Raw genomic sequence first — 15,444 nt, 5'->3', positions numbered from 1 at the left:
GCAATCCATACATTGTGCCTGCAACACTTGACAAGATAAAGCTCTTCCGTGTAATCGCGTCATATTGTGGTCTTTCACAAAGCTCCCCCGCATCATAACGCTATCGCTTCGTATCACAACATAAAGTCTTCGTATCGCAATACTCTCTCTCCGCATCACAACATAAGGCCCTCGTATCGCAATTCTCATCAACCCCACCACGCAAAAAAACGCAACGGGTTGCCTTGCACCCATTGCGCTTTTATCAAAATTATTTCTTTTCAGCTAGCCATTTTGCTACAGCTTCCAATTCTTCACCTTGGATTAATCCTGGTGGCATGCCGCCTTGTCCATTTTGGATAATATCGTGAATTTCCTCTTCAGAATGTGTAGAACCAACATTCGCTAAAGAAGGAGCACTTCCGCGTCCTTCAAGGTTACCCCCATGACAACTTGCACAGTTTGCTTGGTAAACTTTATCCGCGTCAATACCAGCTGCTGTGTCACCATTGCCACCGTCGTCCGCTTTGTCTCCGCCGCCACATGCACCGAGGACAAGTGTTGCGCCGAAAAGTGCTGCTAAAAGTTTGCTTTTCATCTTCTTTTCCTCCTATCCAATATTCACTATGCTACATCCCTTAGTATACCAAAGGAGTGGAAAGGTACACTGCCAAGCCAAGCATCCAATTTTATCAAATTGGTGACATTTCGCATTGTTTCCCATTTTAAGTAGGTACAATTCCAGGTCGCCTTTACCTTTTACTATACACATCTTTACTTATTTCAAACATGAAATGAAAAAAACACACCGAGGTGTGTTTTTTCCATTTCATTATGCAATTCGAGAACGTAAATACGCATTGATGAAAATATCGATTTCGCCATCCATGACAGCACCGACATTTCCAGTCTCTTCGTTCGTACGGTGATCTTTTACCATGGAATACGGATGGAAAACGTACGAGCGGATTTGACTTCCCCAACCAATTTCTTTTTGCTCTCCACGGATTTCCAATAAGCGTGCTTCTTCTTCTTCCAAACGAAGTTGGTAAATCTTCGCCTTCAATAGGTTAATTGCACGCTCACGGTTTTTAATTTGGGAACGCTCCGTTTGACACGTTACAATGGCACCTGTTGGAATATGCGTCATCCGTACCGCAGAATCGGTCGTATTGACGTGCTGTCCACCTGCACCACTTGAACGATACGTATCCACTTTGACGTCTTCCATCTTTAATTCAACGTCTACATCACCGTCAAACTCTGGCATCACTTCAACAGATGAGAACGATGTATGACGTCTTCCGGATGAATCGAACGGAGAAATACGGACAAGACGATGGACGCCTTTTTCTGCTTTCAAGTAGCCATAAGCGTTGTGGCCTTTAATGGATACCGTTACAGACTTCACGCCTGCTTCATCGCCCGCTTGATAGTCAAGGGTTTCCACTTTGAAGCCTTGATCTTCAGACCAACGTGTATACATGCGCAACAACATGGAAGCCCAGTCCTGTGACTCTGTACCACCAGCACCAGAATGAATTTCCAAAATCGCATTGTTTTTATCGTACTCATCGCTTAACAGCATTTGGAGATCGAAATCTTCCATTTTCTTTTTAAAGCTTTTCAACTCTGCAAATAATTCTTCTTGTAAATCTTCGTCGTTTTCTTCACGAAGCAACTCAAGTGTCATTTCCAGGTTTTCCTGTGTACTGTTCAACTCATTGAATTCGCCGACTGTATCTTTAAGGGCATTTGACTCTGCAATTACTTTCTGTGCAGTATCTTGGCTATCCCAAAAACTCGGTTCCAACATTATTTCGTCTAATTCTTGGATTCGTGCCTCTTTGTTTTCTAAGTCAAAGAGACCCCCTAAAGTCCGCTAATTTCTTAGCTGTTTTGTCAAGCTCATTACGTACATCGGATAATTCCATCATTGTTGTTTCCTCCTGAAAATAAAAATGAAACTTCCATCAGCAGACGGAGCCACTGATGGGAAGTCAAGTTTTGCTTTTTTACATGGCATTTACGCCTTGCCATGACAATTTTTGTACTTTTTGCCACTGCCGCAAGGACACGGATCGTTACGTCCAATATTAACGGCACGACGAACCGGCTTTTTCGTCACTTTTTCACCGTCTTCTTTCGGATTCACCGCTTGCCCTTTCGCCACTTCCTCACGTTCAAGGTTGTTGCGAATTTCTGCTTTCATGACATATTTCGAAGCATCATTTTCGATTGCTGTTACCATGTCTTCAAACATCGCGAAGCCTTCCGACTGGTACGCACGAAGTGGATCGGTTTGACCGTATGCACGCAAATGAATCCCATGACGCAACTGGTCCATTGCATCGATATGATCCGTCCATTTCGAATCAATTGCCCGAAGCAAGACAACTTTTTCAAACTCGCGCATCCGCTCTTCGGACATTTCCGCTTCTTTCTCATTATATCGTTCAATGACTGCATCGTGAATCAATTTATTTAATTCCTCTTCAGATTTCCCTTCCATATCCGCTGCCGTCAATGCACCTTCCGGTAACAAATTGGCACCGAGGAAATCTTCGAGTCCTTTTAATTTCCACTCTGCATCTTTCTCATCCGGTGCGTGCATCGCAACAACACGTTCGATGACACTCGTCAACATGCCTTCCAACACCTCACGGATATTGTCAGACGCGAGCACTTCATTCCGTTCTTTATAAATGATTTCACGTTGTTGACGCAATACATCGTCATATTGCAACAACCGCTTCCGGGAATCAAAGTTGTTCCCTTCCACACGCTTTTGAGCAGATTCAACGGAGCGTGAAACCATTTTCGATTGGATTGGGGTTGTATCGTCCATTCCGAGCTTCGTCATCATGCCTTTCATTTGCTCGGAACCGAAACGGCGCATCAACTCATCTTCAAGAGAAAGATAGAATTGTGTCACCCCTGGGTCACCTTGACGACCGGAACGACCACGTAACTGATTATCAATCCGGCGCGATTCATGGCGCTCTGTACCGATAACAGCTAGTCCGCCAACTTCTTGAACACCTTCGCCAAGTTTAATATCTGTACCACGGCCGGCCATGTTCGTTGCAATCGTAACTGCTCCACGTTGACCCGCTTCCAAAATGATCTCAGCTTCTCGTCCATGGTTTTTCGCGTTTAAGACATTGTGTGGAATGCCATATTTTTTCAAGAAATTAGAAATGATTTCAGAAGTCTCAATTGCAACCGTACCGACAAGGACGGGTTGTCCATTTTTATGGCGTTCGCGGATATCTTCAGCAACTGCTTTATATTTCCCATCCATTGATGCATAAATCAGATCTGGACGGTCATCACGCGCAATCGGACGGTTTGTAGGCACTGCAATGACATTCATGTTGTAAATATTGCGGAACTCTTCCTCTTCCGTCTTCGCTGTACCGGTCATCCCAGACAACTTATCATACATCCGGAAAAAGTTTTGGAACGTAATCGTTGCCAAAGTCATCGTTTCATTTTGGACTTCCAAACCTTCTTTCGCTTCAATCGCTTGGTGCAATCCATCACTATACCGACGACCTTTCATTAATCGACCTGTGAATGAATCGACAATGACGACTTCGCCTTCTTGAACGACATAGTCCACATCAATATGCATACTAGCATGTGCCTTTAACGATTGATTAATCGCATGATTCAGCGTGACATGTTTTAAGTCAAACAAGTTCTCGATGCCAAACGCTTTTTCAGCTTTCTCAATTCCAGCTTCCGTTAAGACGACACCTTTCGTCGACTCGTCATACGAATAATCTTCTTCCTTCTTCAACGTTGTGACAAAACGATTCGCCAATCGATAAAGCTCAGCCGATTTCGCCGCCTGTCCTGAAATAATTAACGGTGTTCGTGCTTCATCGATTAAAATGGAATCGACTTCGTCAATGACCGCATAATGGAGCGGACGTTGCACTTTATGCTCTTCATACAAGACCATATTGTCTCGTAAATAATCAAATCCAAGTTCGTTGTTCGTCGTATACGTAATATCAGCTGCATACGCTTCACGTTTTTCTTCTTTGGACAAACTGTTCAAGTTCAACCCTACTGACAATCCGAGGAACTCAAACAACTGCCCCATCTCATTTGCATCTCGGCTCGCCAAGTATTCGTTCACCGTAACAACATGTACACCTTTTGCTTCAAGCGCATTCAAATAAACGGAAAGTGTCGACGTCAGCGTCTTCCCTTCCCCGGTCTTCATCTCTGCAATATTCCCTTCGTGCAATGCGGCCGCACCCATCAATTGGACGCGGAACGGATACATCCCTAGCACGCGTTTTGCCGCTTCACGAACAACTGCAAATGCCTCCGGTTGAATCGCATCCAATGTCTCACCATTGGCAACACGTTCTTTAAACTCAGCTGTTTTTGCAGCAAGCTGTTCATCAGACAATTGCTCCATCTCGCCTGCAAGCGCTTCTACTGAATCAGCTATTTTTTCTAATCGTTTTAAATCTCTCTTATTCGGATCAAACATTTTATTCAATACGCCAAGCATACAAGTCACATCCTCATTAAGTTCACCCTCCATTTTAGCATTGTAAAAAGCGCGGTGCAAATAGTCCGTGCACTTTTTGTAAAATAGAGGAATCCTTTTTGTACAATAATTTTCCAACCTGCTCCAATTACATGTAATCGTTAATTGAACATAAAAAACCCTGGATTGCTCCAGGGAAAGGGGTTAACCTTATTAGTTTGTTTCAATCAAGCCGTATTTTCCGTCGCGGCGTTTGTAAACGATTTGTGTGCCGTCTGACTCTGCATCTGTAAAGATGAAGAAGCTATGACCGAGCATATTCATTTGAAGGATTGCTTCCTCTTGGTCCATCGGTTTCAAGTCAAATTGCTTTGTGCGAACAACTTGGAACTCAGCCTCATCATGCACAGCTTCCTCTTGCACATTCTTCTCTTTTTCCACCGATTGTAGGAAGGCAGCTACACCTTCACGCTCACGAAACTTACGGTTTACTCTCGTTTTGTATTTACGGATTTGACGTTCCAATTTGTCGACAATCAAGTCGATTGCAGCGTACATATCATCATGTCGTTCCTCTGCACGGAGTGTCAAATTTTTCATAGGAATTGTGATTTCCACTTTAGTCTGCCGGTCATTATACACTTTCAGGTTGACGTGGGCCGTAGCATTCGCGCCCTCTGTGAAGTATCGTTCAAGCTTTTGAACCTTTTTCTCGACGTACTCACGAATTGCCGGAGTTACCTCAAGGTTTTCCCCTCGGATGTTAAAGTCTAGCATATGAACTCCTCCTTTGTTTAACCTTACTGTATACTTCTACATATCTATTTCAATCTCCTTCTTTTTTTGAAGGAAAATTAAAATCTTGTCGGAATGTGACGAAATGAATCACATTTGGTTATTGCCGTTTTATTTTTCTGATTGTCTGCGCAACTTTAATTCATCGACAATCAATTTTTCCATCAGCGGATTTTCAATAAAGTCCATTCCATATTGATAGCCTTCCTTGTCTTTCTTTTTCCATACAATTTGCCCATCAATCGTCAATGGTTCTTTAAATAGTGTGCACGTCAATCGTAAATGAACGGCGCCACGAACGTCAGGAAATTCGTAATTGGTGAGCATTTTGCAACCACCTGGGCTTATATCCACTAATCGGCACAACCCCGGATTGGATTCAAACGCCCCTTCGGCCAAGAGCATTTTAAAGTTTGCTTCCAACGGCTCGTTGAATTCATACCTAAAATATTCGTGTCGTTTATAGTACATATCCCGTACCTCACTTTTCATCCAATCTTCCTCTTTATTATACCAAATGAAACCAACTTTATCGAATAGTAACCAATGCTTTTGTCCGTTTCATTGTTCCCTCTAACGTGCTAATGATTTGTTCATTATCTTCAACTGCAGTGTGCACAGTTGCATTCACTTCTTCAAGTGATGCACTCGACTGAGCAAGCAAATCCGCAAAGTTGATTGTCATCTCACCGATATCGGAAGTTTCATCAGTAATCACTTTCATTTTCACATCGAACTGTTGAAATTGTACATGGAATTGATCCAAGACCGAGTGCATTTGTTGAATTTTATGCTCCGCTTCAGATGTTAGTACCCCTTGTGCTTTTAAACTGTCCGAACTAGCGGCCAACGTTTGTTGAGATGTAGCGTTCATCTTGTTGACGTCACTTAAGTTTTGATTAATTTCATCAAGCGTACCAGCAGTCATATGGGCAAGTTTTCGAATTTCTCCTGCTACAACCGCAAAGCCCTTGCCATGTATTCCTGCGCGAGCAGCTTCAATAGAAGCGTTAAGCGCAAGGAGATTCGTTTGATCCGTTATGGCGGCAATTGCTTTTGCCAATCCATTGGTCTGCTCGATGTTCGCTGATAATACATGAAATGCACGATCCAATTCAACTAACAAGCGGTCCACTTCTGTCATCCCGTTTTGCACTGTGCGCATCAGTTCGACAACATCATCTGACGCTGTTCGTATTGCTACCGCTTCATCATACATGGCACGCGTTTCCACACGCATATTAGCTACGTCTGTCTTTGCACGTTTTGCATGCTGTGCAATTCGGCCAATTTGCTCAGCCTCTTGCTCAACACCGACAGCAATGGAATTCATGATTGTCAACAATTCTTTTTGGGATGCATGATGACGACTAGCGGTGTGACCAATGGACTCTAAATCCGCAGCAACCTGTTCGACTTCCATCGTCAAACTACGGTGTTTTTGCTCTTCTGTAGCTACACGTTCAGCTTGTTGTTCAGTGAAAAGATGGACTTTGTGTTCCAGTTTTTTCGTTTGCTTAATTTGAACGAGCAAACCAATTGCCATTAAAACGAGTGGTAATAAAATTGCCCCTTTACTCGTCGAAATCTGCTCTTGATACGGATACTTCGTTAAAAATACAAACATAATGGATAAAGACAAAATGAATCCATACGACATGATTCGCATGGATGCATGGACACTTGCAATACCCGCTATGAAAAATGCGATGCCCGCTGTCGCTATCGATGGGTCACCGACAATTCCATTAAATAGTGCTGCGAATGTAGACAGTCCGATGAGCAACCACGGAAAAAGCCTTTCAACCCAATACACTTTCAAAGCAAATCCGTAAAGTAGTATCGACATGACAAGCGGAATGGTCATACTCAGTGTTTTCATCGTGTCTTGTCCCGTCAAAAAATAAAAAATTGTTCCAAGTAAGCTGGAGCCGCCTAATGTTACAAACAATATAAAATTTTTCTTTGCAAATTGCTGTTGAATCATGTGGTCCACATTTGCTGTTTCCAATTTCTTTTCCCCCTTTGAATCGCCGACTAACATTTTATTTTTTCTGCCTATTCACGATACATTCACTAGTCAATTAGTTTTATGTACATCGTAGCATTAATGAATGTTCATTCACATAGGAGGTTTTCCTCAATTTAAAAAACCGACCAAAAAATGGTCGGTTTCGTTTAGGATTTCGTATCGTAGAACGTCCCATCACGCGATACGTTCGCGTAAGGATTGACGTAGCTTTTCACATGTTCTTTTTTCGATTGTGTCGCTGTAATGGATGAACGAATCGTTTGTTTGTACCGTTCTAAAGCTTGCACCACTTGCTTTTCGAGTTGCATAAGAGATTGCCCTAATTCATCTTCCGCTTGTGTAAACGGTGGTGAAATGTCAGCTTGTAACCTGTCACGTTCATCCAACAAATTAGAGATTTTCTCAATCGCGTCATCTCGTTGTTCTTCACTCGTATTCGCGGAAACCGTCAGAATTTGTCGGGACACTTCCTGCCAACGGAGCAGTGATGCGCGAATCATACTTCATCCATTTTCCCGTACTGCTTTGTACGATTGATTTGAATAACTTGTTTCCACGTATCCCGAAACTCCGTAATGATACTCGCCGCTTCATCATAAAGAACAGGGTCATTCTTTATGTTCCCTTCTAACAGACGATGGTTCACAAATTCATAAAGGACCATCATGTTTTCCGAAATTGCGACGGATTGATCCAAAGTCACCATCAATTCTGACACGATCGCTTGGGCTTTTTGCGTAGCTGTATTTTTCTCTTCAATATTGCCCGCTTCCAATGCCTTTTTTGCTTGTTGAATGAATTTCAAGCATCCGTTGTATAACAGCAGCGTCAATTCTCCCGGAGTCGACGTATTCACCGAATTGTTCTGATACGTTGCATATGGATTATTCATTGCCATGCTCTTTAAAAACTCCTTTTATTGGTTTGCCAAAAATCAAGTAGCAATCACCTAAGCCGTTCTTACATGCCGCCGCCACCAAAAGCACCCATCAAACTTGCAGATTGCGCATTTGCACGTTGGATTGCACGTTCCATTGCCGTAAACTGGCGCCACAAACGGTCTTCCGTCATTTTCAATCGATCTTCAAAGCGTTCAATTTGCTTGTCCATACTCTTCATCGTACGCCCTAATGTAAACGAATCACTTACTGACCCAGTCGACCCGGCCTTTTGAGAGATAACTGAAATCGTATTATCGACCGTCTTACGGAATTGAGCCGCGATTCCGCCTTTGTCGGCATCTTTAGCAGGCTTGCCAAACACTTCATACACTTGGTTCGGATTTTCACTGATTGCTTTTCTTAACTTATCTTCATCAATCTTCAGCTTACCATTTTCCTTAAAATCTTTAATCGGTTCAATACCAATATCTTTTAAACTAATCTTTGTACCATCCGACATCGTAACGGAACTGCTCATCATTTGACGCAGTTCTGTCAACATACTTGCTACTGTCGGGTCATTACGAAGCGTACCACTCTTCGCCTTCTCTTCCCACAGTTCAATTTCTTTTTCCTTCATCTCTTTCTTCTGTTCATCTGAAAGCGGTTGGAAATTACGGTACTTCGGTTCACGAATTTTCGTATGCAGCTCATCAATCAGTTTATTATAATCATCAACAAATTTCACGACTGATTCTAAAATCTTGTCTGTGTCAGGTGCCGAGCTGAATGTGACTGGTCCTGTTGTGACTTGTTTCAAGTTCACTTCGAAGCCGTTGATGTTGAATGTGTTCGAAGAGCGCTCGGTTGTTAGGCCGTTGAAGGTGAATTGTGCGTTTTGACCAGGAACTCCTGTACCTCCATCTAATTTAATTGATACAGAAAAATCACCCGATACAGTTATATCTCCTTTTCCGCTTTCCTTTGAAGTCATTGCAATTTTCCCGGTGTGTTGATCGTAAAAAGCAGTTACTCCTGTCTCTTTTGAAATCTTATCTAAAGCGGATTGAATAGTATGCTGATCTGTATCTATTTCAACTTCCTTTGTCTCGATAACTCCATTTTTACCTGGTGCAGTAATTGAAATTTTTTGGACACCAGTAATATTTAGTTCGCTAAGCTTTTTAGATAAATCTGCATCTTCAGCAAACACTCTATCTTTATCTCTACCCTGATAAGTAGCTTGTTTAGCTAATTGGCTAATTTCAATTGTTCCTGCAAATTCAGCATTTGCACTTAATCCTTTAATCCCCACAGCATCTGGATTTGAAATACTCACTGTCTTCTGCATGAACGTCGCTTGACGGCCCATCGTATCAGTTACTTTATAAGCGGTGTCACGCAAATTACGGTTCATGCTGCGGTAGTCGTCTAGTTGCCACTGTAAGTATTGTTTCTTTTGCGTTATTTTATCTAATGGAATTCGATGAGCTGTCATCATATCCTTAATAATTTGTTCGGTATCCATACCTGTTGCTAATCCACTAATTCGCATTGTTCATCCTCCTCAGATTTTGCGGTCTATGAGTAATCCGACAAATTCCTTCATCGCTGCATGCATGTCCATCAATTTTTTTGAAGGAATTTCTCGGACCACTTCGTCTGTCTTCGCATCGACAATCGTTACATAATATTCATTCAGTTCGTTATGCAACTTGAATCGCAGTTGGGTGTTCGCACTTTCCAAGAATTTATTCATACTATCTGTCATTTGTTGTGCTTTTTCAATCGGCAATTGTTTGTCTTCTGCCGGCTGTTCAGTTTGTTGCGGAATCGCCTGTACTTCAGAAACTTTTATAGTAGCTTCTGACAATGTACTATCCACAATTGCTCCTGCTTGTTGCGGTCCAGTACTTCCCCCAATTCGACTTACCATACACGTCAACCTCCCCGTTTGTGAGCACTCCATTACTATCTTTATCGGCTAACCGTTTCAGTTGTTGAGTGAAAAAACGATAAAAACAACCCGTTTTCATTCACTCAATAAACGACTGTATGTAAAAAAGAATTCTAGCTTTCACCTTAATCTAAACAGTTATGTATTTTCATTGTAAACAATTTAGTAAATATTGCATGTTAACATTACACATATTCTACCGAAGAACCATATGTACATATGTATAGAAAGGAAGTCCTTCATGTTTAAATCCATTCGCACGAAAATCATTATTACAGCAATTTTACTTTTTCTTCTTGGAATTTTTCTAATGGTTTACATGACCAATGATCAAGTGAAGAAAAGATCAGTGGAACGCGTGATCAGCATGAGCGAGTCCACGATCCAACAAGCTGGTAGTTCCATCGAAAATTATTTTGAGCAGTACGCTAAAGGAATTGGACAGCTCGCAAATTCGGAGATTGTTCAATCTTCTACAGCAAACGAGGAAGAGATCGCCAAACAGACAAATCTTGTAAATGAATTGAAAAGTTTCCAAGCAATCTATTCAGATGCATCATCCGCGTATTTTGCAACCCCATCAAATTCAATTACCATCTATCCAGCAGCGGACACGAGCAACCTGAATGTAAATGAACGGTTGTGGTTTACAGAAGCGATGGCTTCTCCAAATGAAGTCCACTGGTCAAACGCCTATATTGATAGCTCTACAGGAGAATTTGTCATTACCGCATCTCACGCTGTGCAACAAAATGGCTCAATTGTTGGTGTTGTTGGTGTCGATATTTTATTAACTGAACTGACCACCGAGTTGAATAAAAACAAATTGCCTTTCGAAGGCTTCACCATCTTATTAGATAATGATGGAGTAGCTTTATCTCACCCAACTAAAAACGGTGAGAGTTTAATGGATTCGCCTTATGTTCAGAAGTTATATGACTATCAATACGGCGATATTGAATTTACAGACGAAGAAGGAATTGATAAAGTCGATGTGTTTACGACACTTCCAGACTTCGGATGGAAAGTCATCGCAGTTTATGAGAAAGACAAGCTAATGGGAATGGCGAATGATCTTCGTACATCCATGCTCATTATATCGTTAATTACGATCATCATCGTATCTGTAGCAATGTACTTCGTCATTTCTCGAATGATTAAACCGATTGGTAAACTTAAAACGCTGATGGATACCGTGGCAAAAGGCGATTTGACTGTAACGTCGGATATTCAATCGAAAGATGAAATTGGGCAACTCGGAGACAATTTCAATACGATGATTGCCAATATGAAAGGCATACTTACAGTTGTGAGCACTTCAGCTGATCAAGTCCGTTCAAACTCTGAGAATTTAAGTGCCGTTGCTGAAGAGACGAACGCTTCCAGCTCACAAGTGGCACATGCCGTGACAGAAATTGCAGAAGGTGCGGCTAAGTCAGCGGAGGATTCTGAAATGGTATCGGAGCGCACTGAACATCTAGGTAGTCAAATTAATGATATCAATAACCGTGCAGATGAAATGACGGGCATCGCACAGCAGACTGGAACAATGAACGCGAACGGTCAACAACAGATGGCTGAACTGAAAGAGACGTTTACTTCTTCAGGCTTAAAACTCCAAACCATGAGCGAATCCATTGCGACACTTGGTGAAAAAGTGAAAGCGATTGGTGGGGTGATGGAAACGATTACTGACATTTCATCTCAAACAAACTTGCTCGCTTTGAATGCCAGCATCGAAGCAGCCCGGGCTGGAGAACACGGCAAAGGGTTTGCAGTTGTTGCAGAGGAAGTTCGTAAACTAGCCGAACAATCTGCAGCTGCGACAGAAGATGTCAAAGTAACGGTTACAGAACTTCAAAACGAATCGAAACTCGTTTCCACTGAAATGACGGAAACTATCGAGACATTCCGCAACCAAGGGAAAGTTGTAGAAGAAACGGAAGCTTCTTTTAAAGAACTAACAGTATTAATGGAAGACATGCAAGCATCTATTAATTCCGTTACACAGGAAATTAACAAAGTGACACAAAACAAAGACGACGTCGCCCTCATCGTTCAAACGATGGCCGCAACATCTCAGCAAACGGCTGCCGCCTGTGAAGAAGTGAGTGCCTCAACAGACGAACAGTTACGGGCAATTCAATCCGTTACAGAAGCCGCAGAAACACTGACGGATCTGAGTGAAGAACTAACGAAGACGATTCGACAGTTTAAGATTTGATGGATGAGTGGCAATTGGAGTGTTGAGGAGTGTTCTTTGCGAGGAAGCCATGCATTTTTGCTAGTCGGAAGGTCCCGATTCGGCGATAACTTTGTGAACTTGACCGATAACTTTGTGAACTTGACCGATAACTTTGCGTATCCAATCGAATAAATTGTGAATTCGATCGAATAACACAAACACACTCATACAACTTGGAAAAACCCAAACAAAAAAAACGCCTGCGCGACAAGTCAAACTCTGTCGCCAGGCGTTTTTCATATGCATTTATTACCAAACAGCAATTGCGCCGTCCGTTCTGGATTCAGTACCTCCAGACAGGACGCCTGTTTCAGGATTCCGCCAAATGATTTGCCCTCTGCCGAACGATCCGCTATCGAGTGTCGGGACGACTTGGTGGCCGAGGCGCGTCAATGCTTGCGCCAAATGGTTCGGGAAGTTCGGTTCAACATGCACCACGTTCTCTTTTACCCATTGCCACCTTGGTGCATCCAGCGTCGCTTGCGGATTCAACTGGTAGTCCAGCGTATTAATGATCACTTGGAAATGACCTTGTGGTTGCATGAATCCACCCATGATGCCAAACGGTCCGATTGCTTGTCCGTCTTTCGATAAGAACCCCGGAATAATCGTGTTATAGGAACGTTTGCCTGGTTTCAACACATTCGGATGATCCGGTTCAAGCGAAAAATCGACGGCACGGTTTTGCAGCGCAATACCTGTTCCCGGTACGACAACGCCAGAACCAAATCCCATGTAATTTGATTGGATGAACGATACCATATTCCCTTCCCCGTCAGCTGTCGCTAAATAGACTGTTCCTCCTTTTGGTAAATCATAGGGAGCCGGAATTGACGCACGCTCCGAAATTTCGGCAGCTCGCCGTTTTGCATATGCCTGTGACAATAACGTCTTAACCGAAACAGGCATGTCTGTCTCTTCGGATATGAAGGCTTTCCCATCAATAAAGGCGAGTTTCATCGCTTCAATTTGTTCATGTAACGAGCGCACGTCATTCGGGACAGCGGGGTTCATTTCAGAAAAGATATTGAGCGCCATTAACGTAATCATTCCTTGCCCATTCGGCGGCATCTCCCATACGTCATACCCTTTGTAGTTCACCGAAAGCGGTTTAACCCACTCAACTTTGTAATTCGCCAAGTCTCTTTTGCGCAAAAACCCTCCGTGCTGTTGCATGAAAGCATCAATTTCATCCGCAAGATGTCCATGATAAAATGCGTTAGCATTCGTCTCTCCAATTGCATGTAATGTTTTCGCGTGATCGGGCGAACGCCAAATCTCCCCCGTTTGAGGAGCACGTCCATTTGGTGCAAACGTATTAAACCACGCCTCAAATTCTGAACCATTACACGCATTTTTGAATTTGTGATAAGCAATTTCCCAATACTTCCCGAGAATCGGCGTTAACGGAAAACCTTCTTCCGCATAGCGGATGGCAGGCTCCAATGTCTCTAACAAAGAAAGCCTACCAAACTTGCTCGAAAGTTCCGCCCATGCTGCGGGAACGCCTGGTACGGTAATGGGCACAACACCATACGTGGGAATTTTCTCGTGACCAGCTGCTATCACAGCTTCCACTGTGAGTAATTCAGGCGCGGGTCCAGATGCGTTTAATCCATATAACTGATCTTTCATCCAAACGAGTGCAAACGCATCCCCGCCAATTCCGTTAGACGTTGGTTCTACAACGGTCAACGTCGCAGCTGTCGCGATCGCTGCGTCAATTGCATTGCCGCCACGTCGCATTATTTCAATGCCTGCTTGTGCAGCGAGTGGTTGAGACGTCGCCACCATTCCTCTTCTTGCAAATGCTGCATGCCGAGTCGTTTGAAACGGATTGTATAAATAGTCCATAATGCATTCCCCCAAGTTGTCTACAAATCTACTTTTTACACGCTCGCACAAATGCATCGAACAAACGGTTAGAATAAACGTCTCCCTTCATCATTAGCATTTCAGGATGCCATTGAACCCCGATGACAAATGCATGCGCTGTACTTTCAATCACTTCAACAATGCCATCATTTGCAATTGCCGATACAACGAGCGGTCGACCAATATCTTTAACCGCTTGATGATGAAAAGAGTTGACTCGAATAACATCCATTCCTACAATCGCATGGAACTTCGTTTGCCGTGTCACTTTCACTTCATGTGAAGTAAACCACCTTTTTGACTGCTGTATATGTTGGAGTAACGGTTTGTCATACTGCGCTTGCATGTCTTGATAAATCCCGCCGCCAAAAACGATATTTAACAATTGCATTCCCCGGCAAATTCCAAGAATCGGTTTATTCGCATTCAAGAATTGCCGCGCTAGCAACAATTCAACAGAATCACGTTCAGGCGTTACCTCACCTAATTTCGGATGGGGATCTTCACCCAAATGGACGGGATCGACATCTCCTCCGCCCGTCAATAGCAAACCATCCAACATGTTGCAAAGCTGTTGCACATCTCGATCAATTCCAGTCGGCAGGATAATTGGTACCCCTCCCGCTTTTAGAATCGCGTCAATATAGCTCGCATTCGTCAGGTGGTTTCCCGCATTATCCACATCCGTCGTCACCCCAATGATCGGCTTCACACACTTTCCCCCTTTTACTAAAAAACGAGCAGCCCTCCCTAGTAGACTATTCATCGTTGTATCTTATATTGTAAACCATTCGAACATTTAATCAATTTATTTTAGCTAAAAAAATACCATTGGCACGAGGACAAATGGTAGAAGTAGTTGCAGTTTCTATTCGATTTATTTCGCTTGTTTTAATCGAAGAACATCCGCTTGCGTCGTTATCAATGCTTTAGATAATACATCCAGTTTTGCATCAACGAGGTCAACCTTTTCATCTAGTTCTTTCACATCTTGGCTAAGTCTTTCCTCCACCCTGTTCAAATCTTGTCTAATCGCTTGCATTTCCCCAATCAACTCCAATTTCATCTCTTTCAGTTGACCGGATAATTCCATGATTGCTTGCATAATTGTATTTTCGTTATTGGGATTCATCTTTATCACTCCAATTTTCCGATTTGATATTACTA

At 42.8% G+C, this 15,444-nt stretch carries 14 protein-coding genes; 1 reads left to right on the top strand and 13 read right to left on the bottom strand.

Annotated elements, in window-relative coordinates:
• Positions 1–250 precede the first annotated feature (250 nt).
• From cccB to flaG, 10 genes are all read right to left on the bottom strand, one after another.
• Entirely contained in the window at positions 251–577 is a 327-nt protein-coding gene (gene cccB / locus QT711_RS05565) for a cytochrome c551 (protein ID WP_317942521.1), read from the bottom strand.
• A 234-nt stretch (positions 578–811) separates the two neighbouring features.
• Positions 812–1,913 (bottom strand): peptide chain release factor 2 gene (prfB, locus tag QT711_RS05560; protein WP_317942619.1). Its coding sequence is split into 2 segments (ribosomal slippage): positions 812–1,840 and positions 1,842–1,913, totalling 1,101 coding nucleotides; the frame shifts between segments, so codons are not numbered across the junction.
• 92 nt (positions 1,914–2,005) lie between these two features.
• Complete coding sequence (gene secA / locus QT711_RS05555) at positions 2,006–4,513, bottom strand: preprotein translocase subunit SecA (protein WP_317942618.1); 2,508 nt, start codon at positions 4,511–4,513, stop codon at positions 2,006–2,008.
• A gap of 192 nt (positions 4,514–4,705) precedes the next feature.
• Entirely contained in the window at positions 4,706–5,269 is a 564-nt protein-coding gene (gene hpf, locus QT711_RS05550; RefSeq protein WP_317942520.1) for a ribosome hibernation-promoting factor, HPF/YfiA family, read from the bottom strand.
• A 129-nt stretch (positions 5,270–5,398) separates the two neighbouring features.
• Complete coding sequence (locus QT711_RS05545; RefSeq protein ID WP_317942519.1) at positions 5,399–5,779, bottom strand: PilZ domain-containing protein; 381 nt, start codon at positions 5,777–5,779, stop codon at positions 5,399–5,401.
• 37 nt (positions 5,780–5,816) lie between these two features.
• Positions 5,817–7,298 (bottom strand): methyl-accepting chemotaxis protein, encoded by a 1,482-nt coding sequence (locus QT711_RS05540; protein ID WP_317942518.1) that lies wholly within the window; start codon positions 7,296–7,298, stop codon positions 5,817–5,819.
• Positions 7,299–7,465: 167 nt separating this feature from the next.
• Complete coding sequence (locus tag QT711_RS05535) at positions 7,466–7,786, bottom strand: hypothetical protein (protein WP_317942517.1); 321 nt, start codon at positions 7,784–7,786, stop codon at positions 7,466–7,468.
• Positions 7,787–7,815: 29 nt separating this feature from the next.
• Entirely contained in the window at positions 7,816–8,217 is a 402-nt protein-coding gene (fliS, locus tag QT711_RS05530) for a flagellar export chaperone FliS (RefSeq protein ID WP_317942516.1), read from the bottom strand.
• A 62-nt stretch (positions 8,218–8,279) separates the two neighbouring features.
• On the bottom strand, positions 8,280–9,755 hold the full coding sequence (locus tag QT711_RS05525; RefSeq protein WP_317942515.1) for a flagellar hook-associated protein 2: 1,476 nt from the start codon (positions 9,753–9,755) through the stop codon (positions 8,280–8,282).
• 12 nt (positions 9,756–9,767) lie between these two features.
• Entirely contained in the window at positions 9,768–10,136 is a 369-nt protein-coding gene (gene flaG, locus QT711_RS05520) for a flagellar protein FlaG (RefSeq protein ID WP_317942514.1), read from the bottom strand.
• 262 nt (positions 10,137–10,398) lie between these two features.
• Between flaG and QT711_RS05515 the strand changes: the two genes are divergently transcribed.
• Positions 10,399–12,381 carry a methyl-accepting chemotaxis protein gene (locus tag QT711_RS05515; RefSeq protein WP_317942513.1) on the top strand — a complete coding sequence of 661 codons (1,983 nt, stop codon included), beginning with the start codon at positions 10,399–10,401 and terminating at the stop codon, positions 12,379–12,381.
• A 270-nt stretch (positions 12,382–12,651) separates the two neighbouring features.
• On the opposite strand, the gene QT711_RS05510 is transcribed toward QT711_RS05515, so the two are convergent.
• From QT711_RS05510 to QT711_RS05500, 3 genes are all read right to left on the bottom strand, one after another.
• The gene (locus QT711_RS05510; protein WP_317942512.1) at positions 12,652–14,256 is read right to left on the bottom strand and encodes a gamma-glutamyltransferase family protein; all 1,605 of its coding nucleotides are present in this window, start codon (positions 14,254–14,256) and stop codon (positions 12,652–12,654) included.
• A 28-nt stretch (positions 14,257–14,284) separates the two neighbouring features.
• Complete coding sequence (locus QT711_RS05505) at positions 14,285–14,989, bottom strand: gamma-glutamyl-gamma-aminobutyrate hydrolase family protein (RefSeq protein WP_317942511.1); 705 nt, start codon at positions 14,987–14,989, stop codon at positions 14,285–14,287.
• 165 nt (positions 14,990–15,154) lie between these two features.
• A complete protein-coding gene (locus QT711_RS05500) occupies positions 15,155–15,409 on the bottom strand; it encodes a hypothetical protein (RefSeq protein ID WP_317942510.1) in 255 nt (84 codons plus the stop codon).
• Between the last annotated feature and the right edge of the window lie 35 nt (positions 15,410–15,444).

The organism is Sporosarcina saromensis (genome assembly GCF_033253735.1).
Classification (GTDB): Bacteria; Bacillota; Bacilli; order Bacillales_A; family Planococcaceae; genus Sporosarcina; species Sporosarcina saromensis.
The sequence above is the reverse complement of the archived record's forward strand: the minus strand, read 5'-3'. Positions and strand labels throughout refer to the sequence as shown.

Excerpts from the sequence above, each read along its gene's own strand:
- fliS (WP_317942516.1), bottom strand. The coding sequence starts at position 8,217 with ATGGCAATGAATAATCCATATGCAACGTATCAGAACAATTCGGTGAAT.
- secA (WP_317942618.1), bottom strand. The coding sequence starts at position 4,513 with ATGCTTGGCGTATTGAATAAAATGTTTGATCCGAATAAGAGAGATTTA.
- QT711_RS05545 (WP_317942519.1), bottom strand. The coding sequence starts at position 5,779 with ATGAAAAGTGAGGTACGGGATATGTACTATAAACGACACGAATATTTT.
- QT711_RS05500 (WP_317942510.1), bottom strand. The coding sequence starts at position 15,409 with ATGAATCCCAATAACGAAAATACAATTATGCAAGCAATCATGGAATTA.
- cccB (WP_317942521.1), bottom strand. The coding sequence starts at position 577 with ATGAAAAGCAAACTTTTAGCAGCACTTTTCGGCGCAACACTTGTCCTC.
- flaG (WP_317942514.1), bottom strand. The coding sequence starts at position 10,136 with ATGGTAAGTCGAATTGGGGGAAGTACTGGACCGCAACAAGCAGGAGCA.
- hpf (WP_317942520.1), bottom strand. The coding sequence starts at position 5,269 with ATGCTAGACTTTAACATCCGAGGGGAAAACCTTGAGGTAACTCCGGCA.
- QT711_RS05515 (WP_317942513.1), top strand. The coding sequence starts at position 10,399 with ATGTTTAAATCCATTCGCACGAAAATCATTATTACAGCAATTTTACTT.
- QT711_RS05510 (WP_317942512.1), bottom strand. The coding sequence starts at position 14,256 with ATGGACTATTTATACAATCCGTTTCAAACGACTCGGCATGCAGCATTT.
- QT711_RS05525 (WP_317942515.1), bottom strand. The coding sequence starts at position 9,755 with ATGCGAATTAGTGGATTAGCAACAGGTATGGATACCGAACAAATTATT.